The sequence below is a fragment of the Polynucleobacter sp. MWH-UH35A genome, from assembly GCF_018687075.1.
GTDB lineage: Bacteria > Pseudomonadota > Gammaproteobacteria > Burkholderiales > Burkholderiaceae > Polynucleobacter.
Genome location: NZ_CP061285.1, coordinates 1,006,900 through 1,033,824, shown reverse-complemented (window position 1 = coordinate 1,033,824; position 26,925 = coordinate 1,006,900). Strand labels below are relative to the sequence as shown.

General features: G+C 46.5%; 27 protein-coding genes and 2 tRNA genes. 23 read left to right on the top strand and 6 right to left on the bottom strand.

Annotated elements, in window-relative coordinates; genetic code table 11:
- The first annotated feature begins 12 nt into the window (after positions 1-12).
- Entirely contained in the window at positions 13-2,418 is a 2,406-nt protein-coding gene (locus tag ICV36_RS05410) for a bifunctional (p)ppGpp synthetase/guanosine-3',5'-bis(diphosphate) 3'-pyrophosphohydrolase (protein WP_215399611.1), read from the top strand.
- A gap of 30 nt (positions 2,419-2,448) precedes the next feature.
- Here ICV36_RS05410 and greB read toward each other — a convergent pair whose 3' ends face one another.
- Positions 2,449-2,949 (bottom strand): transcription elongation factor GreB, encoded by a 501-nt coding sequence (greB, locus tag ICV36_RS05405; RefSeq protein WP_215399610.1) that lies wholly within the window; start codon positions 2,947-2,949, stop codon positions 2,449-2,451.
- Between the two features lie 18 nt (positions 2,950-2,967).
- Between greB and ICV36_RS05400 the strand changes: the two genes are divergently transcribed.
- From ICV36_RS05400 to ICV36_RS05365, 8 genes are all read left to right on the top strand, one after another.
- Positions 2,968-3,044, top strand: a tRNA-Arg gene (locus ICV36_RS05400).
- An 89-nt stretch (positions 3,045-3,133) separates the two neighbouring features.
- Positions 3,134-4,306 carry an ABC transporter permease gene (locus ICV36_RS05395; protein ID WP_215399609.1) on the top strand — a complete coding sequence of 391 codons (1,173 nt, stop codon included), beginning with the start codon at positions 3,134-3,136 and terminating at the stop codon, positions 4,304-4,306.
- A complete protein-coding gene (locus ICV36_RS05390) occupies positions 4,306-5,094 on the top strand; it encodes an ABC transporter ATP-binding protein (RefSeq protein WP_215399608.1) in 789 nt (262 codons plus the stop codon). The genes ICV36_RS05395 and ICV36_RS05390 overlap by 1 nt, the downstream gene beginning before the upstream one ends.
- The gene (locus ICV36_RS05385; protein WP_215399607.1) at positions 5,091-6,017 is read left to right on the top strand and encodes an MlaD family protein; all 927 of its coding nucleotides are present in this window, start codon (positions 5,091-5,093) and stop codon (positions 6,015-6,017) included. Before ICV36_RS05390 ends, ICV36_RS05385 begins: the two co-directional genes overlap by 4 nt.
- Positions 6,014-6,640: a membrane integrity-associated transporter subunit PqiC gene (locus ICV36_RS05380; protein WP_215399606.1), complete on the top strand. Its 627-nt coding sequence runs from the start codon at positions 6,014-6,016 to the stop codon at positions 6,638-6,640. The genes ICV36_RS05385 and ICV36_RS05380 overlap by 4 nt, the downstream gene beginning before the upstream one ends.
- 67 nt (positions 6,641-6,707) lie before the next feature.
- Positions 6,708-7,646: a tripartite tricarboxylate transporter substrate binding protein BugE gene (locus tag ICV36_RS05375; protein ID WP_215401578.1), complete on the top strand. Its 939-nt coding sequence runs from the start codon at positions 6,708-6,710 to the stop codon at positions 7,644-7,646.
- 75 nt (positions 7,647-7,721) lie between these two features.
- The gene (locus ICV36_RS05370; RefSeq protein ID WP_215399605.1) at positions 7,722-8,507 is read left to right on the top strand and encodes an SDR family oxidoreductase; all 786 of its coding nucleotides are present in this window, start codon (positions 7,722-7,724) and stop codon (positions 8,505-8,507) included.
- A gap of 8 nt (positions 8,508-8,515) precedes the next feature.
- Positions 8,516-10,990, top strand: coding sequence for an ABC transporter permease (locus tag ICV36_RS05365; protein WP_215399604.1), 2,475 nt, complete (start codon positions 8,516-8,518; stop codon positions 10,988-10,990).
- 9 nt (positions 10,991-10,999) lie between these two features.
- On the opposite strand, the gene ICV36_RS05360 is transcribed toward ICV36_RS05365, so the two are convergent.
- Genes ICV36_RS05360 through ICV36_RS05345 form a run of 4 tightly spaced genes read right to left on the bottom strand, consistent with a single transcriptional unit; the run spans position 11,000 to position 13,204 of the window.
- Positions 11,000-11,536, bottom strand: a complete 537-nt coding sequence (locus ICV36_RS05360) for an RDD family protein (RefSeq protein WP_215399603.1) — start codon at positions 11,534-11,536, stop codon at positions 11,000-11,002.
- A gap of 8 nt (positions 11,537-11,544) precedes the next feature.
- Positions 11,545-12,126: a DUF3106 domain-containing protein gene (locus ICV36_RS05355; RefSeq protein WP_251374923.1), complete on the bottom strand. Its 582-nt coding sequence runs from the start codon at positions 12,124-12,126 to the stop codon at positions 11,545-11,547.
- A gap of 53 nt (positions 12,127-12,179) precedes the next feature.
- Positions 12,180-12,638 (bottom strand): DUF3619 family protein, encoded by a 459-nt coding sequence (locus ICV36_RS05350; RefSeq protein WP_215399601.1) that lies wholly within the window; start codon positions 12,636-12,638, stop codon positions 12,180-12,182.
- A complete protein-coding gene (locus tag ICV36_RS05345) occupies positions 12,635-13,204 on the bottom strand; it encodes an RNA polymerase sigma factor (protein ID WP_215399600.1) in 570 nt (189 codons plus the stop codon). Before ICV36_RS05345 ends, ICV36_RS05350 begins: the two co-directional genes overlap by 4 nt.
- A gap of 193 nt (positions 13,205-13,397) precedes the next feature.
- Here ICV36_RS05345 and ICV36_RS05340 point away from each other — a divergent pair, with 193 nt between their 5' ends.
- The 6 genes from ICV36_RS05340 to ICV36_RS05315 all read left to right on the top strand — a co-directional run bounded on the left by ICV36_RS05340 (position 13,398) and on the right by ICV36_RS05315 (position 20,111).
- Positions 13,398-15,185, top strand: coding sequence for an acetolactate synthase 3 catalytic subunit (locus ICV36_RS05340; RefSeq protein ID WP_215399599.1), 1,788 nt, complete (start codon positions 13,398-13,400; stop codon positions 15,183-15,185).
- Entirely contained in the window at positions 15,185-15,676 is a 492-nt protein-coding gene (ilvN, locus tag ICV36_RS05335) for an acetolactate synthase small subunit (RefSeq protein WP_011902903.1), read from the top strand. The genes ICV36_RS05340 and ilvN overlap by 1 nt, the downstream gene beginning before the upstream one ends.
- Before the next feature lie 51 nt (positions 15,677-15,727).
- A complete protein-coding gene (gene ilvC / locus ICV36_RS05330; protein ID WP_215399598.1) occupies positions 15,728-16,744 on the top strand; it encodes a ketol-acid reductoisomerase in 1,017 nt (338 codons plus the stop codon).
- Positions 16,745-16,786: 42 nt separating this feature from the next.
- Complete coding sequence (locus ICV36_RS05325; protein ID WP_215399597.1) at positions 16,787-17,434, top strand: phosphatidylserine decarboxylase; 648 nt, start codon at positions 16,787-16,789, stop codon at positions 17,432-17,434.
- Positions 17,435-17,459: 25 nt separating this feature from the next.
- The gene (gene pssA, locus ICV36_RS05320; protein ID WP_215399596.1) at positions 17,460-18,323 is read left to right on the top strand and encodes a CDP-diacylglycerol--serine O-phosphatidyltransferase; all 864 of its coding nucleotides are present in this window, start codon (positions 17,460-17,462) and stop codon (positions 18,321-18,323) included.
- Between the two features lie 240 nt (positions 18,324-18,563).
- Complete coding sequence (locus tag ICV36_RS05315) at positions 18,564-20,111, top strand: 2-isopropylmalate synthase (protein WP_215399595.1); 1,548 nt, start codon at positions 18,564-18,566, stop codon at positions 20,109-20,111.
- 15 nt (positions 20,112-20,126) lie between these two features.
- On the opposite strand, the gene ICV36_RS05310 is transcribed toward ICV36_RS05315, so the two are convergent.
- Positions 20,127-20,723 carry a YSC84-related protein gene (locus ICV36_RS05310; RefSeq protein ID WP_215399594.1) on the bottom strand — a complete coding sequence of 199 codons (597 nt, stop codon included), beginning with the start codon at positions 20,721-20,723 and terminating at the stop codon, positions 20,127-20,129.
- 215 nt (positions 20,724-20,938) lie between these two features.
- On the opposite strand from ICV36_RS05310, the gene rpsO reads away from it, so the two are divergent.
- The 8 genes from rpsO (at position 20,939) to ICV36_RS05270 (ending at position 26,925) form a co-directional block, all read left to right on the top strand.
- Complete coding sequence (gene rpsO / locus ICV36_RS05305; protein ID WP_068323724.1) at positions 20,939-21,208, top strand: 30S ribosomal protein S15; 270 nt, start codon at positions 20,939-20,941, stop codon at positions 21,206-21,208.
- Positions 21,209-21,476: 268 nt separating this feature from the next.
- A complete protein-coding gene (gene pnp, locus ICV36_RS05300) occupies positions 21,477-23,645 on the top strand; it encodes a polyribonucleotide nucleotidyltransferase (protein WP_215399593.1) in 2,169 nt (722 codons plus the stop codon).
- A 24-nt stretch (positions 23,646-23,669) separates the two neighbouring features.
- Positions 23,670-24,668, top strand: coding sequence for an NAD(P)H-quinone oxidoreductase (locus tag ICV36_RS05295; RefSeq protein ID WP_215399592.1), 999 nt, complete (start codon positions 23,670-23,672; stop codon positions 24,666-24,668).
- A gap of 15 nt (positions 24,669-24,683) precedes the next feature.
- Positions 24,684-25,442 carry a triose-phosphate isomerase gene (tpiA, locus tag ICV36_RS05290; RefSeq protein ID WP_215399591.1) on the top strand — a complete coding sequence of 253 codons (759 nt, stop codon included), beginning with the start codon at positions 24,684-24,686 and terminating at the stop codon, positions 25,440-25,442.
- Positions 25,443-25,462: 20 nt separating this feature from the next.
- Positions 25,463-25,798: a preprotein translocase subunit SecG gene (gene secG / locus ICV36_RS05285; RefSeq protein ID WP_215399590.1), complete on the top strand. Its 336-nt coding sequence runs from the start codon at positions 25,463-25,465 to the stop codon at positions 25,796-25,798.
- Positions 25,799-25,884: 86 nt separating this feature from the next.
- Positions 25,885-25,969 (top strand) — tRNA-Leu (locus ICV36_RS05280).
- Between the two features lie 108 nt (positions 25,970-26,077).
- Complete coding sequence (locus ICV36_RS05275; RefSeq protein WP_012357790.1) at positions 26,078-26,437, top strand: NADH-quinone oxidoreductase subunit A; 360 nt, start codon at positions 26,078-26,080, stop codon at positions 26,435-26,437.
- Between the two features lie 5 nt (positions 26,438-26,442).
- Positions 26,443-26,925 carry an NADH-quinone oxidoreductase subunit B family protein gene (locus tag ICV36_RS05270; RefSeq protein WP_215399589.1) on the top strand — a complete coding sequence of 161 codons (483 nt, stop codon included), beginning with the start codon at positions 26,443-26,445 and terminating at the stop codon, positions 26,923-26,925.

Sequence of the window (26,925 nt, the reverse complement as noted above, 5' to 3'; positions counted from 1 at the left end):
AGGAGTTCCGGTGTGGAGCTCCCTTTAGGAATCGTCAAAACATCGGAAAAAGTAGGCAGCATCTCGTCTAAAGATGCTTCGCTAGACGCAAATCAAAACTTAGCGCAAGCACAACTGTTGGATACAGATTCCGACAGTCCAAATCAAAGTGGTAAAAAATCTATTATTGCGAGCCTATTAGCGCAATCAAGCCGTCATTTATTTGGTCCCACATCTGCACCCAATCTCCCGCTAAAACACCAGGTAGTCTCAATCGAGGGATTGCTTGCAAAGCTTACCTATCTGAAGCCTGATGAGATTGCGCAAATCAAAAAAGCATTTCAGTTTTCGGATGCAGCCCATTTAGGGCAATATCGCCATAGCGGCGAACCCTACATTACCCATCCAGTTGCAGTAGCTGAGTTGTGTGCGACCTGGCGCTTAGACGCTCCCTCCATCATGGCGGCATTAATGCATGATGTGATTGAGGATACAGGCTGCACCAAATCAGATCTGGTTGAGAAGTTTGGCACCAAGGTAGCCGAATTGGTTGAGGGCTTAACCAAGCTCGACAAATTAGAATTTCAAAGTCATGCTGAGGCTCAAGCAGAGAGCTTTCGCAAAATGTTTATGGCGATGGCGCGCGATGTTCGTGTGATCCTAGTCAAGCTCGCGGATCGTACACACAATATGCGCACCTTGGATGCTGTACCCATGGAGAAGCGTCGCCGTGTAGCAGCAGAAACCATCGAAATTTATGCACCCATTGCCCATCGACTTGGCTTAAACGTCATCTATCGCGATCTTCAGGATCTCAGCTTCCGTTATTCCATGCCGATGCGTTTTAGAGTTATTGAAGGCGCGGTTAAACGGGCGCGTGGCAATCGCAAGGAAATGGTCGAGAAGATCTTGCAGGCCTCGCGCATGGCCTTTGCTAAAGCCAATTTAGATGTGGATCTTCGTGGTCGCGAAAAGACCCTCTTTAGTATCTACAACAAGATGCGCAGCAAACATTTAAGTTTTTCACAAGTATTAGATGTTTATGCGTTCCGCGTTACCGTTAGTAGTATTGATGAATGCTATCGCGCTCTAGGCATACTGCATTCCCTCTATAAGCCAATGCCTGGCAAGTTTAAAGATTACATTGCTATTCCAAAACTCAATGGCTATCAATCTTTGCACACCACCTTATTAGGCCCATCTGGAGTGCCAGTAGAGTTTCAGATTCGTACAACCGATATGCATGCCGTGGCCGAAGCTGGTGTAGCTGCGCACTGGGCATATAAGGATGGCTCACCCGATATGAGCGAAGTACAGAATCGTGCACATCAATGGCTCCAGTCTTTGATTGATATTCAAGATAGCAGCGGCGATTCTCAAGAGTTCTTAGAGCACGTCAAAATTGATCTTTTTCCAGATGCGGTTTATGTGTTTACGCCAACTGGACAGATCAGAGCCTTGCCAAGAGGAGCAACTGCTTTAGACTTTGCGTACTCCATTCATAGCGACCTTGGTAATACTTGCGTTGCTGTAAAAATTAATGGCTTACAGCTTCCCTTGCGGAGTGAACTCAAGAATAGCGACATTGTGGAAGTGATCACGTCTGCTAGTTCACAGCCAAATCCAGGTTGGCTGGCGTTTGTACGAACAGGCAAAGCCCGTGCATCCATTCGTCACTCACTCAAAACGAAGCACTATTCTGAATCCCTTCAATTGGGCGAGCGTCTGCTTGCAAATGCCTTGCGCCAACAAGGGGTAGATGCCGCTTTACTCAGCCCCGAGATTTGGGAAAAGCTGATGCATTGGACCGGTGATAAAACCCGTGAGGAAGCCTGTGTCAATATCGCTTTGGGTAGACGCTCTCCACAAGAGCTTGCCATTCGTTTGAAGATTCTGATTGATGACGAAGGTGGTGCTGAGCAAATGCGATTGGGCGCGGCTGATTGGGTCGCTCCAAATCAAGAGGCAAGCCACCACCATCAACGTCAGGCTATTTTGGTGGACGGGCGTGAAGGCAACTCCATTCACTTTCAGACCTGCTGCCATCCTATTCCGGGCGATAACATTATTGGATATCTCGGCAAAGGTGAAGGCCTGCAAGTCCATACCAATGATTGCCCTATAGCTTTACGTATGCTCTCCAAAGATAGTGATAAGTGGGTTGAAGTGGAGTGGGGCAAAGAACTCAATCGAGAATTTGAGTTGGATCTCGCCATTGACACGCGACAAGGTAAGGGTGTGCTTGCTAGGGTAGCGAGTAGTGTTACTTCTGCCGATTCCAACATCATGAATGTTTCTATGGAAGATCGCTTCAAGGAAGACTCTGTAACGATTCGCTTTACGATTCAGGTGAATGATCGATTGCATCTTTCCAAGGTGATGCGCAGCTTACGCTCTAATCCTGACGTGATGCGAGTGACTCGTACTCGTGCTTCCTAGGGTGCCACAGGTATCTAGCTTGATCGCCCTCTAAAGGTATTGAACGTCTAAGATCTCAATTTCTGTGGGGCCAGTTGGGGTTTGTATAAATACACAATCTCCGATACGTGACTTGATTAAGGCCTTTGCTATGGGGGAAACCCAGCTCACGTGACCTTTCTCGAGATCGACCTCGTCAACACCAACGATGGTGATTTTGGTCTTTTTATTGGCTTCTGGACCCTCCAGGGCTGAATAGGTGACGGTAGCGCCAAAGAAGACCTGTTCGGAGTCGCCATCGCCAGATTTTCGGGCGGAATTGTCGACAACGACCGCAAATTCTAGGCGTTTGTTGAGGAAACGAATTCGTCTATCAATCTCCCGAAGCCGCTTTTTTCCATAGATATAGTCCCCATTTTCGGACCTATCCCCATTGCTGGCGGCCCAGTGAACTACCTTGACAACCTCGGGTCTATCAAGGTTTAAGAGCTGTAGGAGTTCATTCTTGATGCGTTCGTGACCGGCTGGGGTGATGTAGTTCTTCTCTTCCATGGCATAATTATGGCTGTTGCGGCTGTAGCTCAGCTGGATAGAGTACTTGGCTACGAACCAAGGGGTCGTGGGTTCAATTCCTGCCAGCCGCACCACTTATACAAGGGGCCTAGTTGAAAAACTGGGCCCTTTCTCTTTTTAGCGGTTTCGTATTGCTTTCACAGAGATCCCTTATAGTTTGCCTATGAGCACTTCTAACGCCATTTCCCCCGTTTCTGATGCCCCAGTGGCGGTCTGGTCACAGGCTGATGCAAATGACGCCAAAGTACTTGTTAGCGGTAATGTGAATGTTTATTCCTTGGGTGGTGTTTGGACGCAAATACGCGATTTCCAAGATGCGTGGCTAAAGCAGGGTGATAGCAAGAGTAAATCCCTGACTTTTGATGCGACCAATGTTACTTTTTTAGATGGTGCTGGCATTGCATTTCTGATTGGCGTTGAAGAGGCGCAGGTACGAAACGGTGCAAAGTTTGAGCTTGTTGGGTTAGATGCTCGCTATGAGCCATTGTTAAATGAATTTAAGCCGATCAGCAATTTATTTCCTGTTCCCGCCGTAAAACCCAAGAGAAGTTTCGTGGTGAGTACCGGGATGGCTGTTCAGAATTTAATTGATGATATGGTCGGCCTAATTTCATTTACTGGTCATTTGGCTTCTGATTTAGTTTGGTCTATTCGACACCCCAATCAAGTTCGCTGGGGTGACTTTGTAAACGCCGCTGTGCAAGCTGGTATCGCAGCCTTGCCAATCGTTGGTTTGGTGGCTTTTTTAATTGGCGTCATTCTATCTTTCCAGGCAGCCATTGGTATGCAACAGTTTGGTGCCGTGTCCTTTGTTGGGCCTCTTGCGGCGCTAGGAATTGTTCGCGAGATGGGTCCACTCATCACTGCGATCTTATTAGCCGGACGATCCTCAGCGGCATTTGCTGCTGAGATTGGCACGATGACTGTCAATAGTGAAGTGGATGCACTGGTATCTGGCGGTTTAAGTCCCATTCGTTTTTTGGTGGTGCCACGCGTTTTGGCTGGAATTTTGGTTGCACCAATCTTGACTTTGTTTGCCGATATCGTCAGTATTTTTTCCTCAATGTTGACGATGTTGATTTATGGTATTCCTTTTATTAATTTCTACAACGGCATGCTCTCCGCTGTAGACATTGAAGATATAGGCTCAGGATTGGTTAAGGCCACACTTTTTGGTGTTGTCGTTTCCGCCGTTGGTTGCTTACGTGGTATGCAAACCGGAAATGGTGCGGCTGCAGTTGGTATCTCAGCAACCAGAGCTGTTGTGAGTAGCATTGTGTTGATCGTAGTAGTCGACGGCATCTTTGCCTTCATTTCCTATAAGACCGGTTTTTGATGGATACGCCAGCTAAATCTCCGAATCAATCTGAGTTCGCGATTGACGTCCAGAACCTCACAGTAGGCTATGGCTCTAATGTGCTCATGCAGAATCTCAATTTCACAGTCAATTACGGTGAAATCTTTGTCATCCTCGGTGGTTCAGGGTGTGGTAAATCCAGTTTGCTAAAAAATCTCTTTGGCCTCTATCAACCTCTGTCTGGCGATGTCCTCATTGAGGGTCAAAATATTACAACCGCAGAGGGGGCAGAGCGCCAAAAGATCATGACTAGCTTTGGCGTAATGTATCAACAAGGCGCCTTATTTGGCTCCATGAATTTGCTAGATAACGTCACCTTGTTTATGCAGGAGTACACCCAGCTAACACAAGCCCAAATGGATTTATTGGCCCGTTGCAAGCTTGACCTAGTGGGTCTATTGCCCTATGAGACTTACATGCCAAGCGAAATTAGTGGCGGCATGCAAAAGAGGGCGGCGATTGCGCGCGCCATGGCGCTCGATCCCAAAATATTATTCTTAGATGAACCATCTGCCGGTTTAGATCCCATTACCTCTGCCGATTTGGATAGCACAATTTTGGATCTATCGAAAAATTTAGGCATTACGTTTGTCATTGTTTCGCATGAGCTTGCCAGCATCTACGCGATTGCAGACAAAGTGATCATGCTTGATAAGGGCGCGAAAGGGATTATTGCCGAGGGCGATCCTAAGGTTTTGCGCGATACCAGTAAAGACCCACGAGTGCATCAATTCTTCAATCGTATTATGAGCAAGGACGCAGCATGAGTAATAACTCAAATCCCAATTATTTTCGCTTAGGTATTTTTGTGCTCGCAGCAATAGGCGTGCTCATTGCCGTGATTCTCATTTTTGGTGGAGGCAAAATCTTCCAAAAATCCTTTATGGTTGAGACTTATATTAAGCAGTCAGTCACTGGCCTGGATACCGGTGCGGCAGTCCGATTCCGTGGAGTTAAGATCGGCCAAGTTACCTCGATTGGCCTAACAGGCGATATTTATGAATCTGATTTGCCTTTTCATGATCGTCGTCAGTATGTGATTGTCAGGATGCAGATTTTTGGTGAAAAGGTGAATGCAGAACAAATTTCAGAGTTTGTTAAAAACCATTTGCGTGCTCGTGTCAAATCGATGGGTATTACGGGTGTGAACTATATCGAATTTGATTTTGTGACCAATGCTGCAGATACTCCGACACTTCCTTATTCCTGGAAGCCTGAGTACCCAGTGATTCCATCTCTGCCAAATCAAGCGGATGAAATTATTTCGGGTATTCAAAAGTTAATTAGCGCTCTGAATGATATGAATATCGACGGCACTCAGAAGAAGCTTGATACTCTGCTGGGCAATCTCAATGTAATGATGGCTGGTGACGGTAAAGGTAATGAAGGTGTTATTGAGTCTGTAAAACAGTTAAACATCATCATGGCGCGTATTGCCAAGGCCACCGACAAAGAAGAGCTCGGCATACTCATGCGTGAGTTGGCTGCGGCAACCATTTCTTTGCGTCAAACTATTACCAGTGTTCAAGGTGATACGGTATTGACGATGGAAAACATTAAGCAAGCCAGCGAAAACCTCAATGAATTTAGCCGGATTGCTAGTCAAGCACCTTCGAGCCTCATTTGGAGCGATCCACCTCCCAAAATTGCGCCTAATAGTAGCGGTAGCCAGTCTGGAGTCAAGAAATGATGAAGCGCATCCTATTTTCAATGGTGGTCTTAGCTTTAGCCTCCTGTTCTTTGCCAACTAGACCTCCGGTGGGGCCGACCACCTGGATGGTTGCCCCAGAAAGAACTGCTGCACCACGTGTAGCTCGGACAGACATTTGGCTGAAGATGGGTTCTGTTTCTGTTACGCCGCCATTTGATGGCAGATCCTTGGTTTATCGCACTGGTGACCAGAGATATGAAAAGGATTTTTATAACGTCTATGCAACCATTCCTTCAGAAATGATTGGGAACGCAGAGCGTCAATGGATGAATAAGGCAAATATTTTCTCGGCAACGATCGGGCAAAGTAATAGCCTCTTCCCATATTATTTTTTGCAAGCAACAGTAGAGGAGTTTTATGGTGATTACCGCAATCAACCTGAGGCCGTTGTTAGCATTGAGTTCTTCCTGCGTGCAACCAGTGCTGGAAAACCAAATCCCTTGATTGGTGCAAATCGCTATACCAAGAGAGTGGCTCTCAAAGACAATACACCTCAAGCGCTGGTGCTAGGTCAGCAAGAAGCGCTTGCGCAAATCTTGAATGAATACGAAGCGCAGCTCTATAAATATGCTGGCAATTTGCCAAAACCTATAGGACAGTAATTTTATGAACTTATTATCATCACAACTATCTCTTAGATACGTGCTTGTTAACACAGCCCTGTCTTTAATGGCTGGAATCTTTGCTGTTGGCAGTGTTAACGCACAAACCTTCCCGAATAAGCCGATACGTCTAGTTGTACCATTTGCGCCAGGCGGTAGTACCGATATCATTGCGCGTGCCGTGGGCGATGCTTTAGGACGTCAGCTTGGGCAACCGGTCATTGTTGAAAATAAGGCAGGTGGTGGTGGCTCGATTGGTGCTTTAGAGGTGATGCGCGCGCCTAAAGATGGTTACACGATTGGCATGGCGACGGTTTCTACAACTGCAGCAAACCCGGCTATCAATCCTAAAATTGGCTACGACCCTGTGACGGATTTCACGGCAATTAGCAATATCGCTGCGACCCCTAACATCATTGCCGTTAATTCATCGTTCCCGGCAAAAGACTTCAAGACCTTCATGGAAGTTTTGAAGGCTAACCCTGGGAAGTATTCCTATTCAAGCTCTGGTACCGGCGGCATTGGTCATTTGCAGACTGAGTTATTTAAAAGTTTAACGGGCGTCTATATTGTCCATATTCCATATCGTGGCGCGGGGCCAGCACTCGCTGATACCGTGGGCGGTCAAGTTTCCATGATCTTTGATAACTTGCCATCCTCGTTGCCATTTATCAAAGATGGCAAGCTCGTGCCAATCGTGGTTGCTGCTCCGAAGCGGTTGGCGCAGTTGCCTAACGTGCCAACGTTTGCTGAAGTGGGTTTGGCTCCAGTAAATCGGATGGCCTATTACGGTCTTTTAGGGCCAGCGGGAATACCAAAGGATGTTGTTGAAAAGTACACCGCCGCATTACAAAAAGTAGTGGCCGATCCCGCAGTCAAAAAGCGTATTGAAGATACGGGCTCATTGATTAATGTGAATGGCTCCGAAGCCTTTGCAAAAGAGATCAAGGCCGAATACACTGTTTACAAAGAAGTCGTTGCTAAGCAAAAATTACAATTAGATTAAAAAAGAGTTGGCAATTAGCAATTGGTAATTAGCAATAAGTAATTAAGTTTGGCGGTATTCGTTTTTGGAGACAAAATGGATTTAGGATTAAAAGGAAAAGTGGCCTTGGTGATGGCTTCTAGCCGTGGCTTAGGACAAGCTATGGCGGTTGCATTGGCTAAAGAGGGCGTCAAAGTCGCTGTCACTGGTCGCAATGCTGAAGGCTTGCAGCAATCCGTGAAATTAATTGAGGCTGCTGGTGGACAAGCCCTTGCACTCAACTGGGATTTGTCTGATGCATCCGTTATTGATGGCTTAGTATCCAGGATTGAAAAAGAGTTGGGCCCAATCGATATTTTAATTAATAACACGGGTGGGCCACCTCCCACACCTGCGGCTGGCCAAGATCCAGCGTTGTGGCAAAAGAGCTTTAACGATATGGTTTTGTCGCTTATTGCGATCACCGATCGAGTATTGCCAGGCATGCGTCAGCGCAAATGGGGTCGAGTGATCACGAGCACTACTTCAGGTGCTATTGCGCCAATTAAAAATTTGGCCATTTCAAATACTTTGCGTGCAGCATTGCTGGGATGGTCCAAGACTTTGGCCGCGGAGGTGGCAGCAGAGGGTATTACCGTTAACGTCATCATGCCTGGCAGAGTGGCAACTGACCGCTTGCGTCAATTGGATGAAGCACGTGCTAAACGCGAGGGTAAAAGCTATGAAGAGGTTGTCAAATCCAGCTTGAGCCAAATTCCGATGGGAAGGTATGGCGACCCCAAAGAGTACGGCGACGCTGCAGCATTCTTAGCTAGCCAAAATGCCTCTTTCATTACGGGGACTATCCTGCGAGTGGATGGCGGGCAAATCCAAGCCATTTAATTAACGGCATGCTTCGTTTTTTAGGAAGTCTGCGGCGTGATGTGCGTGCAAGAGAATTGGCTTGGTTGTTGCTTGCGTTGACGCTTTCCGTGACCGCACTTTCCAGTGTTGGTTTTTTGGCAGATCGCATGCAAAGGGCATTTGCATTTGATGCTCGCCAACTCTTGGCATCCGATTTGCTGATTGCTTCTGATCAACCGTTACCCAAGCTATTCGTAGATCAGGCAAATATCCAACATTTGCAACTGGCTCAGACAGTCGTATTTCCGAGTATGGCGACTGTTGGCTCGCACAGTAAATTAGCCTCACTGAAAGCGGTAAGCCCCCAATACCCTCTTCGTGGCGCATTGCGGGTTCAGTCAAGCAATCATGCGGCGTCATCCACCTCTGGTCCTGAGAAAGGCTTTGTTTGGGTAGATCCTGCTATGTTGGCAAGTCTGCATGCTACGGTGGGTGACTCTATCGTGCTCGGTCAAAAAACCTTTGTGATTGGTGGCATCCTAGAGCGCGAGCTAGACCGTGGCGCCGGATTTATGAACTTCGCCCCTAGGGTGATGATGTCGCTAGCGGATTTAAGTGATACCGGCCTCATTGGGCCTGGTAGTAGGGTTACCTACCGACTGCTCTTAGCGGGCTCTGATAGAAACATCAATGATTATGCAATGTGGGCGGCTCAATATATTGAGAGAGATGCATTGAAGGGTATTCGTATTGAATCTCTCGAGAATACGCAGCCGATGATGCGAAAAACTCTAGAGCGTGCAGATCGATTCTTATCGTTGATTGCTTTATTAACCGCAATGGTTGCTGCCGTAGCTATCGCACTATCTGCCCAACGCTACACTCGCAAACAGGCTGATGCTTGTGCGGTTTATAAATGTCTTGGTGCAAGCTCCAGAACTATTCTTGCACGCCAGGCACAAACCTTAATCGGACTCGGGTTGTTTGCAGCATTCTTTGGCTCTATGTTGGGTTACCTTGGGCAGTATGTATTGACAATACTCTTGGGCAATTTGGTGTTAACGGATTTACCCTCAGTTTCGTTATGGCCTGTTCTGTGGAGTATCTTAGTCGCTTGGTGTCTACTATTTGGTTTTGCAGCTCCCTCAATTTTCAGCTTGGTTAAGGTCTCGCCAATTCGGTTGATTCGAAAAGAATTTGATGGGGTTGATATCTCTACTTTAGCAACGGCTTTATGTGGAATGGGTGCTGCTGCTTCCTTGATCATGCTTGCGGCTCGTGACTGGAAGCTGGCCATGTGGACTTGTTTTAGTTTTGGGGCCGCAATTTTGGTTTTCGCAATAGCATCTTGGGGTGCTCTACGAATTCTTAGCGCCATACGAACAAAGCGTTTTGCATTTGGGTTTGTCATTTTGTCTCAAGGGCGCAGAGCAGGGTTAGCGGTCGTGCAAATTACCGCGCTTGGGATTGCGCTGATGGCGCTCCTTCTCGTCTTGTTATTGCGCGCTGATTTTTTAAGTGCCTGGCAGGGAAACATTCCGAACGATGCGCCGAATCGTTTCATGATTAATGTACAGAGTGATCAAAAGCAAGGGCTGACGGAGTTGCTCGAGAATGCCGGTCTTGCCAGTCCCGAGTTTTATCCCATGGTACGTGGACGACTCATCAATATCAACGATAGAGATATCTCACCCAATGATTTTGCCGAAGAGAATGCCAAGCGTTTAGTGGATCGTGAGTTTAATTTGTCATATACAACCCAACTGCCGCCAGGAAACCAGATTGCGTCAGGTAAATGGATAGACGGTGATGCACCGCAGATTTCCATGGAGACTGGGATTGCTAAAACCCTGAACTTGAAATTAGGCGATCAACTTAGCTTTGAGGTTGCTGGTGAAAAAATCACTGCCCCCATCACTTCTTTGCGTAAGTTGGATTGGGGTTCAATGCGTGTCAATTTTTTTGTCATCATGCCGCCAGCTCAGTTGCAATCATTGCCGCAGTCCTGGATCACTTCGTACTATCAGCCACCCAATCATGAGTCATTAGATTTTCGATTAAGTCAGGCCTATCCTAATCTCACTATTGTGGATGTATCGGCTTCACTGCAACAGATTCAGGAGGTACTGAATAAACTATCCTCCGTTTTGGGTCTGTTGCTGGCTTTCACTATTGCAGCGGCAATTTTGGTCTTGATGTCAGCAATGGCTGCCACTCAAGATGTGCGCTATAAGAATGCTGCTCTGTTAAAAGCTTTAGGAGCCTCGCGCGCTACATTAGCGCAAATTTCCAATATAGAGCTGGTGTTGACTGGGTTATTGGCAGGGTTGTTGGCTGGTCTTGCATCGGCTACTGCTGCTTGGGCTTTAGGTCGCTACGTCATGGAGATTCAATTTAATGCCTTTGGTCAGGCAGCATTAATGGGTATTGTGTTTGGTGTACTTGCATGCCTTGCATCTGGCTATCGCTCTCAGAAAAACATTCAGGAAGCGACTGCAGTGGAGTGCCTCCGCGAAGCTTAATGCTTGTAGTTAGGACAGTGTCACAAGATTTTTAGGAAGCTCGACCAAGCGCGTACGAGCCAATCTATCGGGAAGGCTTTGACGATGCAAAAAATTCTGACGATCAAAATAAATACTTGAGGGCCAAATAAATAATGCAACGGTGAAGAGCATTTCAATAATTTGCCACTTCTCAAGATGAAAAGCCCATTGCAATAAAACGCATGGAATTAGCCAAAGAGAGCCATACACATAGCGCCAGAATGCTTGTCGTCTGGTCGGGTTATATCCATGCGGTCCAATAATGCGGACACGCCAAGTTTGCATGGCAAGCGTTTGCCCAGACTTTGTCCAGTACCAGACAAAGTAGATTCCTAAAACCGTATAGAGATAAAGGAAAGTAAGCCAACTAGGCAATGAAATACCAAACAGAATTCCTAAACCAAGATTGGGGACAAGAAAGGTAAATGCAATAACACCTAGTAAAACCAATTGCTCATAAAGACAACATGACACTCGGCGCCAAAATCGTGGAGACGGGAGTGCATCTAACTCGGCCGGTGTCATGAGGGCGCTCAGTTGCTGGAAGAACTGCTTTCCGAATTAGATCCGGAGTTTTCTGCAGGTGTGGTGGGGGCGCTTGGGGCTATGACGGTAGTGGGAAGGGTGGCTTTGGGTGAGATAGGGTGCTGTTGCAAAGTAGGCGCATTGGCTGCGGTAGGCTTCTTTTTCGCCTCAGAGTCAGCCAGCTTCTTCTTTTGTTCATCGGTGAGTTTTTGATAGGCACTCCAGGCCTCAGCTTTTTTCTCGGCTGGAAACTTCAGACTCGCTAGATAATTTTCCCGGGCAATGCGACGTTCCTTTTGAGATAGGTTGGACCAGCCAGCCATACGTGACTGAAGGCGCTCCTGATCTTGAGTACTCATTTTGGGGTAGATGTTTGCAACTTGAGTCCATTTTTTACGACTATCTGGCAGCATGTAATCCCAGTCACTCTCGAGTGGCGCCAAGATTTTTTGTTGTGCAGGCTTAAGACTCTCCCATGTACCATCGGGTTTTCTCTCAGGAATGCCAGAGGCCTTTCCATGAGCGGGGCCTGTTGAAGATTGCGCATGTGCAGGAGCAATCTGGATGGCGCAAAAAAATACAAACAGCACAAGGCTGAAAAATTTTTGCGATCGAGTTGTCAGTGACATCAAACGTTCAGTAATTATTTGCTTTGAATAGAATCGGCTGTGTTATCCGATTCGGAGAGTGAGCCGTTTTTGAGAAAGGCCATAAAACCGCTGTCGGCATACGCATCTGGTGGCACATCATCCGTTAATAACGCAGCATCGACTTCAGCGATGTCATTAATACGTGAGTCATCTTGCCATTGAGCTATACCGATGAGACCAAATACCAACACCACAAGAGGTGCAATCCAGCCCACGGTGTCCCATACTCCACTAGATCCAGAAGTCCAATTGCGGGCTGAGCCTGCCAAAACTTGCTTTTGAAGGCGTACTTTTTCTGGCTTCCTGACAGAAAGGGCCTTCATACGCGCGGCATAAAGGCGATCCTTGATGTGCTGCGGAATATTCTGAGTACCTTGACGGAGCAGGGCAGCGCTAGCCTGACCAAATTGGTCGACTTGGGTCTGGGTAAATTGGTCATCAAAGTGTTTCACAGCGTAATTCCTTTTAATTTCAATGCTTTAGCTAATGTTTGAGTGGCTCTAGAGCAGTGAGTTTTGACACTTCCCTCACTGCAATTCATCGCCTGGGCCGTCTCCGTAATACTTAGCTCATCCCAATAACGCATCAGGAAGGCTTCTCGTTGACGTACAGGCAATTTAGATATTTCTGACTCCAGAGCCTGTAAAAGCTGACTCTTTTCAAGTTTAAAAGCCCCATCCTGGTGAATTTCACTGTCATCTGGGGCTGAAAGGGACTCTAGGGGGTCAAAATCATCGTTTTCATCACCCTTTTTGCCCATGCTGGAGAACAAGCTGACCCAGGTATTTCGGACCTTTTGGCGTCTAAACCAGTCGTGAATGCGGTTTTGCAGGATGCGAGTGAACACCAGAGGGAGTTCCGTTGCGGGCCGATCGCCATACTTTTCGGTCAATTTGATCATGGCGTCTTGAACAATATCTAAAGCGGCGTCATCATCCCGCACGGCATAAACCGCCTGCTTAAAAGCACGCTGCTCGACACTACTCAGAAAGTCAGATAGTTCTTGGGCTGATGCCATGCAATGGATTAGACCTGAATCGGTAAGAATTGGTTCATTTTAGGGGATTGCTATAGAATATAGGGCTTACTACCTAGAATCTCATTCAAGAAGTGGTTTTTTCGGGTAGCAGCGCCGTTCGAACTCAGGCCATAAGCAGGAGATAGAACAGACCAAACAATTTTTTGCCGAAAATTGCAAAGGACGAAAGAAAATGAATACAAGCAGCGCCGAATTTTTAGCTTCTAAAGCTAACAAAGACACAGCAAATACAAAAAATGATGCAGCGCCTCCAGAAATGATTGGCGCAGAAATGCTCGTGCATGCATTACACAAAGAGGGTGTTGAGTACGTCTGGGGTTACCCAGGTGGATCTGTTCTCTTTATCTACGACGAAATTTTTAAGCAGGACAAGTTTGAACACATTCTTGTTCGCCATGAGCAGGCAGCAGTGCATGCGGCAGATGGCTATGCGCGCGCGACCGGTAAAGTGGGTGTTGCCCTAGTGACTTCAGGTCCTGGTGTAACCAATGCGGTTACCGGTATCGCCACTGCATATACCGATTCCATTCCGATGGTAATCATTAGCGGTAACGTACCAACATATGCAATTGGTGAAGATGCTTTCCAAGAGGCTGATACCGTTGGTATTACGCGTCCAGTGGTAAAGCACAACTTCTTAGTGAAAGATGTTAAAGATCTTCCGCTGGTTCTCAAGAAAGCGTTTCACATTGCCCAGACTGGCCGACCAGGTCCTGTATTGATTGATATTCCTAAAGACGTATCTGCGGCCAAGGGGCCATTTGAATATCCAGAGACTTTGGAGATGCGCTCCTATAACCCTGTTTTAAAGGGTCACAGCGGCCAGATTCGCAAAGCAGTTGCCTTGCTCCAAGAGGCTGAACGCCCATACATCTACACCGGTGGTGGTGTCATTCTTTCTGATGCAGCTCCAGAGCTCAAAGAGTTTGCTGACCTACTTGGTTATCCAGTGACTAATACCTTGATGGGCTTGGGTGGATTCCCGGGTACAAGCCCTCAGTTTTTAGGCATGCTTGGTATGCATGGCACATACGAAGCCAATATGGCAATGCAGCACAGTGATGTGTTGATTGCAATTGGTGCCCGTTTTGATGATCGCGTGATTGGTAATACTGCGCACTTTGCAAGTCATCCGCGCAAGATTATTCATATTGATATCGATCCTTCCGTGATTTCTAAGCGCGTGAAGGTGGATGTTCCGATTGTTGGCAACCTCAAAGAAGTATTGGTTGAAATGACCTCCCAGCTCAAAGCAGCCGGTCCGCGTAAAAACGGCGATAAGGTTGCTGCTTGGTGGGATCAGATTAACGAGTGGCGCAAAAAAGATTGCTTGAAATACGACGAAGCTTCTCAAATCGTGAAGCCACAGTATGTAGTGCAAAAATTGTGGGAGCTCACTGGTGGTGATGCTTTTATTTGCTCTGACGTAGGTCAGCATCAAATGTGGGCTGCACAGTTCTACAAATTTGATAAACCACGTCGTTGGATTAACTCCGGTGGCTTAGGTACGATGGGTGTTGGCTTGCCATATGCCATGGGTATCAAGAAGGCATTCCCTGAAAAAGACGTATTCACCATTACTGGTGAAGGCTCCATTCAAATGTGCATTCAAGAGTTGTCGACTTGCAAGCAGTACGACACCCCTGTGAAGATCGTGTCCTTGAATAACCGTTACTTAGGTATGGTTCGTCAGTGGCAAGAGCTTACTTATAACAAGCGCTACTCAAGTTCATACATGGACTCTTTACCTGACTTTGTGAAGTTAGCTGAAGCCTATGGTCACGTTGGCATGCGTATTGAAAAGAAATCCGATGTTGAGGGCGCCCTGAAAGAAGCGATTCGCTTAAAAGATCGCACTGTTTTCATGGATTTCCAGACAGACCCAGAAGAAAACGTTTGGCCTATGGTTCAAGCAGGCAAGGGTATTACTGAAATGCTTTTGGGTAGCGAGGATCTCTAATGCGACATATTATTTCTGTACTCATTGAGAACGAGCCGGGCGCCTTATCGCGTGTAGTGGGTTTATTTTCCGCTCGTGGCTACAACATCGATACTTTGAGTGTTGCGCCCACCGAAGATCCATCTTTGTCTCGCATGACTATTGTGACGTTTGGATCCGATGACGTTATTGAGCAAATCACCAAACACTTAAATCGTCTGGTTGAGGTGGTTAAGGTATTTGATTTAAGCGAAGGGCCTCATATTGAGCGTGAGCTCATGATGATCAAGGTGCGCGCTGTAGGCAAGGAACGTGAAGAGCTCAAACGTACTACTGATATCTTCCGCGGTCGCATTATTGATGTGACTGATAAGAGTTACACCATCGAGTTAACCGGTGATGGTGCCAAGTTGGATGCCTTTATTGATTCGATCGATCGCGCATCGATTCTGGAAACCGTCCGTTCGGGTGGCTCTGGAATTGGTCGTGGTGAACGCATCCTCAAGGTTTAATTTTATTAACGGATTACTGCATTAATTACATTTTCAATACAAGGAAAGAGCATGAAAGTTTTTTACGATAAAGACGCTGATTTGTCCCTCATCAAGGGCAAGAAAGTCACCATCATTGGTTATGGTTCACAAGGTCACGCACACGCATTGAACCTTAAAGATTCTGGCGTTAATGTGACTGTTGGTTTGCGTAAAGACGGCGCTTCCTGGAGCAAGGCAGCGAATGCTGGCTTGACAGCTAAAGAAGTAGGCGAAGCTGTGAAAGATGCTGACGTAGTCATGATGTTGTTGCCCGACGAGCAAATCGCTGATGTTTACAACAAAGAAGTTCACGGCAATATCAAGCAGGGCGCTGCCCTTGCCTTTGCTCACGGCTTTAACGTTCACTACGGTCAAGTTCAACCACGCGCTGACTTAGATGTGATCATGATTGCTCCTAAGGCCCCTGGCCATACAGTTCGCGGTACCTACGCACAAGGCGGCGGCGTTCCTCATTTGATCGCTGTTTACCAAGACAAATCTGGCTCTGCACGTGATGTTGCTTTGTCTTATGCAACAGCAAACGGCGGCGGTCGTGCCGGCATCATCGAAACGAACTTCCGTGAAGAAACTGAAACAGACTTGTTTGGTGAGCAGGCTGTTCTCTGTGGTGGCGCAGTAGAGTTGATCAAGGCTGGTTTTGAGACTTTGGTTGAGGCTGGTTACGCTCCTGAGATGGCTTACTTTGAGTGCTTGCATGAACTCAAGTTGATCGTTGATTTGATCTACGAAGGTGGCATTGCTAACATGAACTACTCAATCTCTAATAACGCTGAGTACGGTGAATATGTCACTGGCCCACGCGTAGTTACAGAAGATACTAAGAATGCAATGCGTCAGTGTTTGAAAGATATTCAAACTGGTGAATACGCTAAGAGCTTTATTTTGGAAAACAAAGCAGGTGCGCCTACTTTGATTTCTCGTCGTCGTTTGAATGCAGAGCATGACATCGAAGTGGTAGGTGCTAAGTTGCGCGCTATGATGCCTTGGATTGCGAAGAACAAGTTAGTGGATCAAACCAAGAACTAAGCATCCAATTAATAGAAGTTCAATAAAAGGCTCAGAACAAAGATGATGTATCCACATCCCATTATTGCGAAAGAAGGTTGGCCGTATTTAGCGTTAGTGGGGGCGGTGACTTTGCTAGTTCACTATCTCGGTGGCATAGCTTGGTCATGGCCGTTGTGGATCATCTTTATCTTTGTTTTGCAGTTCTTTCGCGACCCCCAGCGCATTCCCGCGCTCGGACGTGATTTGGTTTTATCCCCTGCGGATGGTCGTATTGTGGTTGTTGAAAAAGCAAACGATCCTTATGCGGGTCGTGAGGCGCTCAAGATCAGCGTATTCATGAATGTATTCAATGTCCATTCCAATCGCAGTGCAGTAAATGGTCTGGTTAAAGAGATTCAGTATTTCCCAGGCAAGTTTGTGAATGCAGATTTAGATAAAGCTTCAACTGAGAATGAGCGCAATGCTGTTGTAATTGATGCCAACGGTCAAATGGTGACTCTAGTTCAAGTTGCAGGTCTGATTGCTCGTCGCATTCTTTGCTATATCCATATTGGTGACCGCCTGAAGGCGGGTGAGCGTTACGGCTTTATTCGCTTTGGATCCCGTGTTGATGTGTATTTACCCTTAACTGCAGAGCCATTGGTTTCTGTTGGTGATAAAGTATTTGCAACGAATACAGCCTTGGCACGTTTGCCTGGCTTGGATTGATTCAAATCTTTTACTGGGATACGCTTTGAGCACATTTCGCCGTCGTGGCCGTATTGACCGTAGCCGCCTCTCTCACCGTCATACCCAATCCTCTGAGCAACTTTGGGCGGAAGAGTTGGGTGATGGGGTCGATTATGAAGTAGAGGAGTTGCACCCTCAAAAGCCCCGCTTACGTAGCAAGGGCATCTATCTTTTACCAAATGCATTTACGACTGCCGCATTGTTTTGTGGATTCTTTGCGATTGTGAATGCGATGAACCACCAGTTTGAAATTGCTGCGATAGCCATTTTTGCTTCCTTAGTGCTCGATGGAATGGATGGCCGTGTAGCTCGCATGACAAACACACAGAGTGCTTTTGGTGAGCAATATGATTCGCTTGCGGATATGGTTTCTTTTGGCGTTGCGCCAGCTTTGGTAGCCTACGAATGGGCTTTGAAGGATTTGGGTAAGTGGGGCTGGTTAGCAGCATTTACTTACTGTGCTGGTGCCGCCTTACGTCTTGCTCGTTTTAATGTGAACACTGGCGTTGTCGATAAGAAGTTTTTTCAAGGCCTGCCAAGTCCAGCTGCTGGTGCTTTGATGGCTGGATTTATCTGGCTTGCGGATGACAATAAGATTCCGGTTCGTGATACTGCTATTCCGTGGGTTACCTTCTTCATTGCGGTTTATGCTGGACTTACCATGGTATCCAACGCCCGTTTTTATAGTGGCAAAGCCTTAGATGTCCGCTATCGCGTGCCATTTGGTGTGATGGTATTGATGATTTTGACCTTTGTCTTGATCTCTTCTAACCCGCCATTAACCCTATTTGGCTTGTTTGTTGTGTACTCTATCTCGGGTTATGTAATTTGGGCCTGGGAAAGACTGAGTGGTAAGCGTTTTAGCTAATCCGCTATTTTTGGGGTATATTAATTCCATGTTGATGAATTTCTCACTTTTAACCGGTCTTCCAAGCGGGAAACTGCTTCTAGCACTAAGCCTATCGCTTGGGGCGGGTAAGGCCTGAGTTAATGAGATAAAAGATATTCATTAACCACCATATACCAGCCCCAGCAAATTGCTGGGGTTTTTGTTTTATGAGATTTGTAATTGAATAAGTTCCGAAGTATTTAAAACTGGAGAGCAGTGATGAGCGACAAAGTAATCATTTTTGACACAACTTTACGTGACGGTGAACAATCCCCGGGCGCTTCGATGACCAGGGACGAGAAAGTGCGTATTGCTCGTCAACTTGAGCGCCTGAAGGTAGATGTGATTGAGGCAGGTTTTGCTGCTAGCTCTGAAGGTGACTTCCAGGCCATATCTGCTGTGGCTGCAGCAGTCAAGGATTCGATCGTGTGTTCTTTAGCAAGAGCAAACGATAAGGACATCACTCGTGCCGCTGACGCATTGCAAGCCGCCAATGCCAAAAGAATTCATGCATTTTTGGCTACCAGTCCATTACATATGGCTGTGAAGTTGCGTATGTCTCCTGAGGAAGTTTTAGAGCAGGCTAAGCGTTCTATTCGATTTGCTCGTAACTTAGCATCTGATATTGAATTCTCTGCTGAAGATGGCTATCGCTCTGAGATGGATTTCTTATGCAGAGTAGTGGAGGCTGTAATTAATGAAGGTGCATCCACCATTAATATTCCAGATACTGTAGGTTATGCAACGCCAGAGTTATATGGTGAGTTCATTAAAACTTTGCGCACCCGAGTGCCTAACTCTGATAAAGCAGTCTGGTCAGTGCATTGTCATAACGACTTAGGCATGGCTGTTGCAAATTCTTTGGCTGGAGTAAAAATAGGCGGTGCCCGTCAAATTGAGTGCACGATAAATGGCTTGGGTGAGCGCGCTGGCAATACAGCCTTGGAAGAAATTGTGATGTCATTACGTACGCGTAAAGACTATTTTGATATGGTTTGTGGCATTGATGCGACTCAAATCGTGCCAGCCTCCAAATTGGTTTCCCAAATTACCGGCTTTGTAGTGCAGCCCAATAAGGCAGTTGTAGGTGCGAATGCGTTTGCACATACATCCGGTATTCACCAGGACGGTATTTTAAAAAACCGTGATACCTATGAAATCATGCGCGCAGAAGACGTAGGTTGGTCTGCCAATAAGATTGTTTTGGGTAAATTATCCGGTCGCAATGCATTCAAGCAGCGCTTACAAGAGTTAGGCATTAGCGTCGAAGCTGAGGCTGATTTAAACGAAGCGTTTACTAGGTTTAAAGCTTTGGCTGATCAAAAGTCAGAGATTTTTGACGAGGATATTATTGCGATTATGTCTGATTCAAAGTCGGATGAAGAGGGAGAGCATTACAAATTTATCTCCTTGAGTCAGCACTCTGAGACTGGTGAGCGCCCTAAATCACGTGTGACATTCCGCATGGGTGATAAGGAAATGAGCTCTGAAGCAGAAGGCAATGGTCCTGTGGATGCTAGCTTGAACGCAATTGAAGAAATTGCGAAGAGTGGGGCGGAGCAGTTACTTTATTCCGTCAATGCGATTACCTCAGGCACTCAATCTCAAGGAGAGGTAACAGTACGCTTAGCTAAAGGCGGGCGCATTGTGAATGGTGTTGGCACCGATCCTGACATCATTGCAGCTTCTGCAAAAGCATACTTATCCGCATTGAATAAATTGCATGATCCAAGCCAAGCAAAGCTTAATGCACAGATGACGCCCTAGGCGTCATCAATAGGCTTATTTATTTAAGTCAGCATTTTTATAGTACTTCGTGCCCTTGCCGGTGATTTCTGCGGCAAGGCCGGAGTCGGTAAGCTGATACATCAATACGCCTGGAGCAACAACGGTAGCATCTTGATAGGCATCGCCATCTTTTTCATATTTGGCTGCAGCGGTAACTTGCCCACCGAATGTCCAGCCTGAATTAATAAAGTCGTTCATGGCTGCTTCATTTTGAAATACAAAAATATTCTGGAATGATTTAATTCCGAGTCCCAACCCCGCTTGAACTTCAGCCATATTCATGTAGATTGGTTTTTTTGTGGCCTTATCAAAAACAACGCCACTGCCAGTACCTCCACCTGCGATCAAAATTTTCATTCCAATATTGCTGAAGGTTGCATAACCTACTGACTTTTCAATCAGCTCCTTTGCTTTTGGCTGGGCTTCATATAGTTGCTTCAAGATGGACTGGCTCTTAATCAAGATATCTTGGCGTTGTTCGGCGATTGACTTATCTGGGCCAAAAAAAGAGCCGAATTGAGCATGGGCGGGTTGAAATAAGCCAATTCCGAGGCATAAGGTGGTGAAAATTGCTCGATAAACGGGGTGCATTATATGTAAGCCTTTGTATTTAAAGGAAAAATAGTAATTCTGTAGTAGAATTTGATAATACCTTATGTGCGCTCCCTACATACAATTCCGTAAAAAGAGTTAGGCTCTGCTACAATTCGAGGGCTTTGATTTGTAAAGCTTTTTTGTTTTTTTGTTAATCACGCACGACACTAAAGGGTGAAAGCTCAAGTGTTCGCAAGTTAGGAGTATTAAAAATGGCAGTTGCTGATATTAAAACGGCGGAAATCGTCAAAGAAAACGCGCGCAGCGCAAATGATACGGGTAGCCCTGAAGTTCAAGTTTCCTTGCTCACAGCCCGCATCAATGAATTAACCCCCCATTTCAAGGCTAACGCTAAAGATCATCACAGCCGTCGTGGTTTGTTGAAGATGGTTTCACGTCGCCGTCGCCTCTTGGATTACCTCAAAGGCAAAGATTTGGATCGCTATCGCGCATTGATCGAGAAATTAGGTCTCCGTAAGTAATTCTTATCGGTATGCAATGCCATCTATCTTAGGGTTGTTTCTTCGCGGATTCAGTCTTAAGCAGATGGCATGTTTTTTGGGCGTTTCAAGATTATTTGTGTAGGGGATTGTGTCATTCCAATGAGTTTCTGAAAACTGATTCAGAGTCTCCCTGGAATGGCATCCCTTGTGATCTTAAATCGCTCCAGTGTTGTCGTGACACTGTTTTATCCCACGGCAAGCGTACTGCTCATGTGAGCTTTGCGTGAACAATTTGGAGAAGATCAGAATGACTATGTTTAAAAAAGCAGTAAAAAGTTTTCAATGGGGCAATCACCAGGTAACCATGGAAACGGGTGAGATTGCTCGTCAATCCGGTGGTGCCGTGATCGTTAACGTTGATGACACAGTTGTAATGGGTACAGTTGTTGCCTCGAAGTCTGCAAAGCCAGGCCAATCCTTTTTCCCATTAACTGTTGATTACTTAGAAAAGACCTACGCAGCCGGCAAGATTCCTGGTGGTTTCTTCCGTCGTGAGGGGCGTCCATCTGAAGGTGAGACATTGATCTCTCGTTTGATCGATCGTCCATTGCGTCCTTTGTTCCCAGAAGGTTTCTTGAATGAAGTACAGGTTGTGGTGCACGTGCTGTCCATCAACCCAGATGTTCCTGCTGATATTCCAGCATTGATCGCAGCCTCTGCAGCCTTGGCTGTTTCCGGCATTCCTTTTGCTGGTCCAGTTGGCGCAGCGCGCGTTGGCTACGCAAATGGTCAGTACCTCTTGAATCCTACCCGCACAGAACAAGCTACTAGCGAACTCGATTTAATTGTTGCCGGTACACAAGCGGCTGTATTGATGGTTGAATCCGAAGCAAATCAATTATCTGAAGATGTGATGCTGGGTGCGGTTGTATATGGTCACGACCAAATGCAAACAGCTATTAATGCAATTAACGATTTAGTTCGTGAAGCTGGCAAGCCAGAGTGGGATTGGACTGCAGCTCCTAAAGATGAACCATTTATTGCTAAGGTCACCGCATTAGCTGAAGCACCATTGCGTGAGGCCTATCAGATTCGTCAAAAGGGCGCTCGTTCAGACAAGCTAAAAGAAATTTCTAAAGAAGTATTGGCTAAATTGGCTGAAGAGGGTGAAGTCGATGCTGTTGCAGTTAGCGACATCATGTTTGAAATCGAGGCGAAGATCGTGCGTAGCCAGATTTTGAATGGTGAGCCACGTATTGATGGTCGTGATACACGTACTGTTCGCCCAATTGAAATTCGTAACGGCGTATTGCCACGCACACACGGTTCTGCATTGTTTACTCGCGGCGAAACCCAAGCTCTCGTGGTAGCCACTTTAGGAACTGCACGTGACGAGCAAATTATCGATGCGCTTGAAGGTGAATACCGCGATCGATTCATGTTCCACTACAACATGCCTCCGTTTGCTACTGGTGAAACTGGCCGTGTAGGCAGCCCAAAGCGTCGTGAAATCGGTCACGGTCGTTTGGCTAAGCGCGCATTGATTCCAGTATTACCTAGCCCAGAAGATTTCGCATATAGCATTCGTGTCGTTTCTGAGATTACTGAGTCCAATGGTTCATCTTCAATGGCTTCTGTTTGCGGCGGCTGTTTGGCGATGATGGATGCAGGCGTTCCAGTTAAGGCGCACGTTGCTGGTGTAGCAATGGGCTTGATCCTTGATGGCAACCGTTTTGCTGTGTTGACAGACATCTTGGGTGATGAGGATCACTTAGGCGACATGGACTTCAAGGTAGCAGGTACTGCTAATGGTATTACCGCTCTTCAGATGGACATTAAAGTTCAAGGCATTACTAAAGAAATTATGCAAGTTGCTTTAGCACAAGCTAAAGAAGGTCGTTTGCACATCTTGAGCAAAATGCAAGAGGCAATGGGTTCAGTTCGTACAGAATTGTCTGCTCATGCACCACGCATGGTCTCTTTCAAGATTCATCCAGACAAGATTCGTGAAGTAATCGGTAAGGGCGGCGCAACAATTCAGGCGTTGACTAAAGAAACGGGCTGCAGCATTGATATCAAAGATGACGGCACCGTAACGATTGCTTCTACATCTGCAGAGGGTATGGCTGAAGCTAAGGCTCGCATTGAAGGCATCACTGCTGAGGCTGAAGTAGGCAAGATCTACGAAGGTCCGGTTGTGAAGTTGCTTGAATTCGGCGCTCTAGTAAACATTCTTCCTGGTAAAGACGGTCTCTTGCACATTTCAGAAATTTCTAATGAGCGTGTAAAAGAAGTTAAAGATTACCTAGCCGAAGGCCAGGTAGTTCGCGTGAAATTACTAGCTGCTGATGAGCGTGGTCGTTTGCGTTTGTCATTGAAGGCTGCGATGGCTGATGAAGGTGGCACCATTGCTCCTTTAGCTGGCGCAACTGAAGCAGTGGCTGAAGCTGCTCCTGCATCAGGCGAGTCTGCTTAAGATCATTTCCTAGCGGGGATTTCTATGCGTGTAATTGAAATTAAAGAGTTTGGTACCCCAGAAATGTTGGTGCCAACTACTCGTCCTGATCCGTCGGCTCCAGCTGCAGGGTCAGGTGAAATTTTGATCAAAGTTTTGGCTGCTGGTATTAATCGTCCTGACGTTTTGCAGCGTAAAGGGCATTACCCGGTTCCAGCAGGCGCATCCGACATTCCCGGTCTTGAGGTGGCTGGTGAAATTGTTGGCGGTGATTTGGCTCATGCCGATAACGTCTTTGGCTTTAAGGTAGGCGATAAAGTTTGTGCTCTTGTTCAGGGCGGTGGTTACGCTGAACTATGTACTGCACCTGTGGCGCAATGCTTACCATATCCCAAGGGCTTTACCGATGAGGAAGCGGCATCGTTGCCTGAAACCTTTTACACAGTATGGAGCAATGTCTTCATGCGTGGTGAATTGTCTGAGGGTGAATCTTTGTTAGTTCAAGGCGGCTCCAGTGGTATTGGCGTTACTGCAATCTTGATTGCCAAAGCTTTAGGTCACAAGGTATTTGTAACGGCTGGCACTGATGAGAAGTGTGCAGCTTGCGTGGCTTTAGGCGCCGATCTTGCAATTAATTACAAGACACAGGATTTCGTTGAAGAAATCAAAAAAGCTACCAATGGAAAAGGCGTTAACGTCATTTTGGATATGGTCACTGGAGCTTATGTTCAAAAAGAAATCGATTGCTTGGCTGATGATGGGCGTATTGTCATTATTGCCATTATGGGCGGCTCTAAAGCTGAAGTGAACACTGGTCAAATTCTGCGTCGTCGTTTAACGATTACCGGATCCACTTTGCGTCCACGCCCAGTTTCTTTCAAGAAGCAGATTACTAAACAGCTTTATGAGCATGTTTGGCCATTGTTGAATGCTGGCAAGTTAAAGCCAGTTATTTACAAAACATTTACCCTAGATCAGGCAGCAGATGCCCATGCGCTAATGGAATCATCTGAACACGTTGGCAAAATCGTTTTAACTGTTTAGATTATTAAACACCCTATGCGACCCCTCATCGTTATCGGAAACTGGAAAATGAATGGCAGTCTTGCAAGCAATCAAGACTGGATTAAAACCGTTGCCCGTGGCATGGAGAGTGGTATGCCTTCAGGACGCAAATATGCAGTATGTCCGCCATTTCCTTATTTGACTCAATGCGCCCAGTTGATTGCAGAGCATTCATTGGCGTTTTTGAATCTGGGTGCTCAAGATGCATCTGCTCATAGTGCAGGTGCATTTACCGGAGAAGTTTCGGCATCCATGTTGAAAGAAGTTGGTTGTGCTTATGTCATTGTTGGGCACTCTGAGCGCCGTCAAATGCATCAAGAGGTTGAGGAAGTTGTTGCCGCTAAGGCTTTACAGGTTTTGGATAGTGTAATGACGCCGGTGATCTGTGTGGGCGAAACTGCTGATGAGCGTAATTCTGGCAGAGCAGAAGAGATTGTTTGTGCTCAGGTTGCCAAGCAGGTAAATGTTTTGCAAGATCGCCTCGCAGACTGCTTAATTGCGTATGAACCAGTATGGGCGATTGGTACGGGTAAGGTTGCAAGTGCCCAAGTTGCACAAGACATGCATCGTGCTATTCGCCTTCAATTGGCGGAATTTAATGAGGATGTGGCCTCGCACGTAGGAATTTTGTACGGCGGCAGCGTCAAACCTGACAATGCTGTTGAATTGTTTGCTATGCCGGATATCGATGGTGGATTGGTTGGGGGTGCTTCATTGAACCCGCAAGATTTTCTGGCTATCTGTAAGGCATAAATTTTTATTGGAGATGAGCTGTGGAATGGTTTAAGACCTTATTGATCGTATTGCAGGTGATTTCAGCATTAGCTGTCATTTTGTTGGTTCTATTGCAACAGGGTAAGGGTGCCGATATGGGTGCTGCTTTTGGTTCAGGAGCCTCTGGAAGTCTCTTTGGCGCCAGCGGTTCTGCAAATTTTCTATCACACGCCACCGCAGTTTTTGCCGCAGTTTTCTTTATTTGCACCTTAGGTATCACCTGGATTGGAAATAAGAAAGAAACGAGCCCTGGTGTCCTTTCTGGCACGGTAGCTCCTGTAGTGGCTCCAGTAGCACCCGTTCAGGACCCAAGCAAACCAGCAGTTCCTAAGTAAAAAAGTAGGTTTTTACGTATTTATCTGCCTCAAAAATGGGGTGGATGGCTTGTGCAATGCAGTAGAATTGATAGGTTTTGCAAGATGCCGACGTGGTGAAATTGGTAGACACGCTATCTTGAGGGGGTAGTGGCTTAGGCTGTGCGAGTTCGAGTCTCGCCGTCGGCACCAAAAAGAAGTATTGGTAAGGGTTTTTGCTCTGAATCAATGCTTTATGTAGTGGAATAATTAACAATTTGCTGCTTTTAGGATTTACCAGACAAACGAATCAGGGCTATTTTGAATCTCGCTAATTACTTTCCTGTTTTGCTTTTTATCCTCGTAGGTATTGGGGTGGGATTAGTCCCCATGTTCCTCGGAAAAATTTTGGCCCCTTCGAAGCCTGATGCTGAAAAACTCTCCCCATATGAGTGCGGTTTTGAAGCTTTCGAAGATGCGCGTATGAAGTTCGATGTGCGCTACTACCTCATTGCCATTCTCTTCATCCTGTTTGACTTAGAAACTGCATTCCTATTTCCATGGGGTGTAGCTCTTCGTGATATTGGGTGGCTTGGCTACGCCTCTATGGTGATTTTCTTGTTGGAATTCATTGTGGGATTTGTATATATCTGGAAAAAGGGCGCTCTCGACTGGGAGTGATAGATATGGCATTAGAAGGCGTTCTCAAAGAAGGTTTTGTTACCACCACTGCGGATCAGTTGATTAACTGGACGCGTAATGGATCCTTATGGCCAATGACTTTTGGTTTGGCTTGCTGTGCGGTTGAAATGATGCATGCGGGCGCCTCTCGTTATGACCTAGACCGCTTTGGTGTGGTCTTCCGTCCATCACCACGCCAATCTGACTTGATGATTGTTGCCGGTACTTTATGCAACAAAATGGCTCCTGCCTTACGGAAGGTTTATGACCAAATGCCAGAACCACGTTGGGTAGTTTCCATGGGATCTTGCGCCAATGGCGGTGGCTACTATCACAACTCCTATTCGGTAGTGCGCGGTTGCGACCGTATCGTTCCAGTGGATATTTATGTACCTGGTTGTCCTCCAACAGCAGAAGCATTGATCTACGGAATTATTCAGTTGCAATCGAAGATCGCTCGCACCAGCACGATTGCTCGGAAGGCTTAA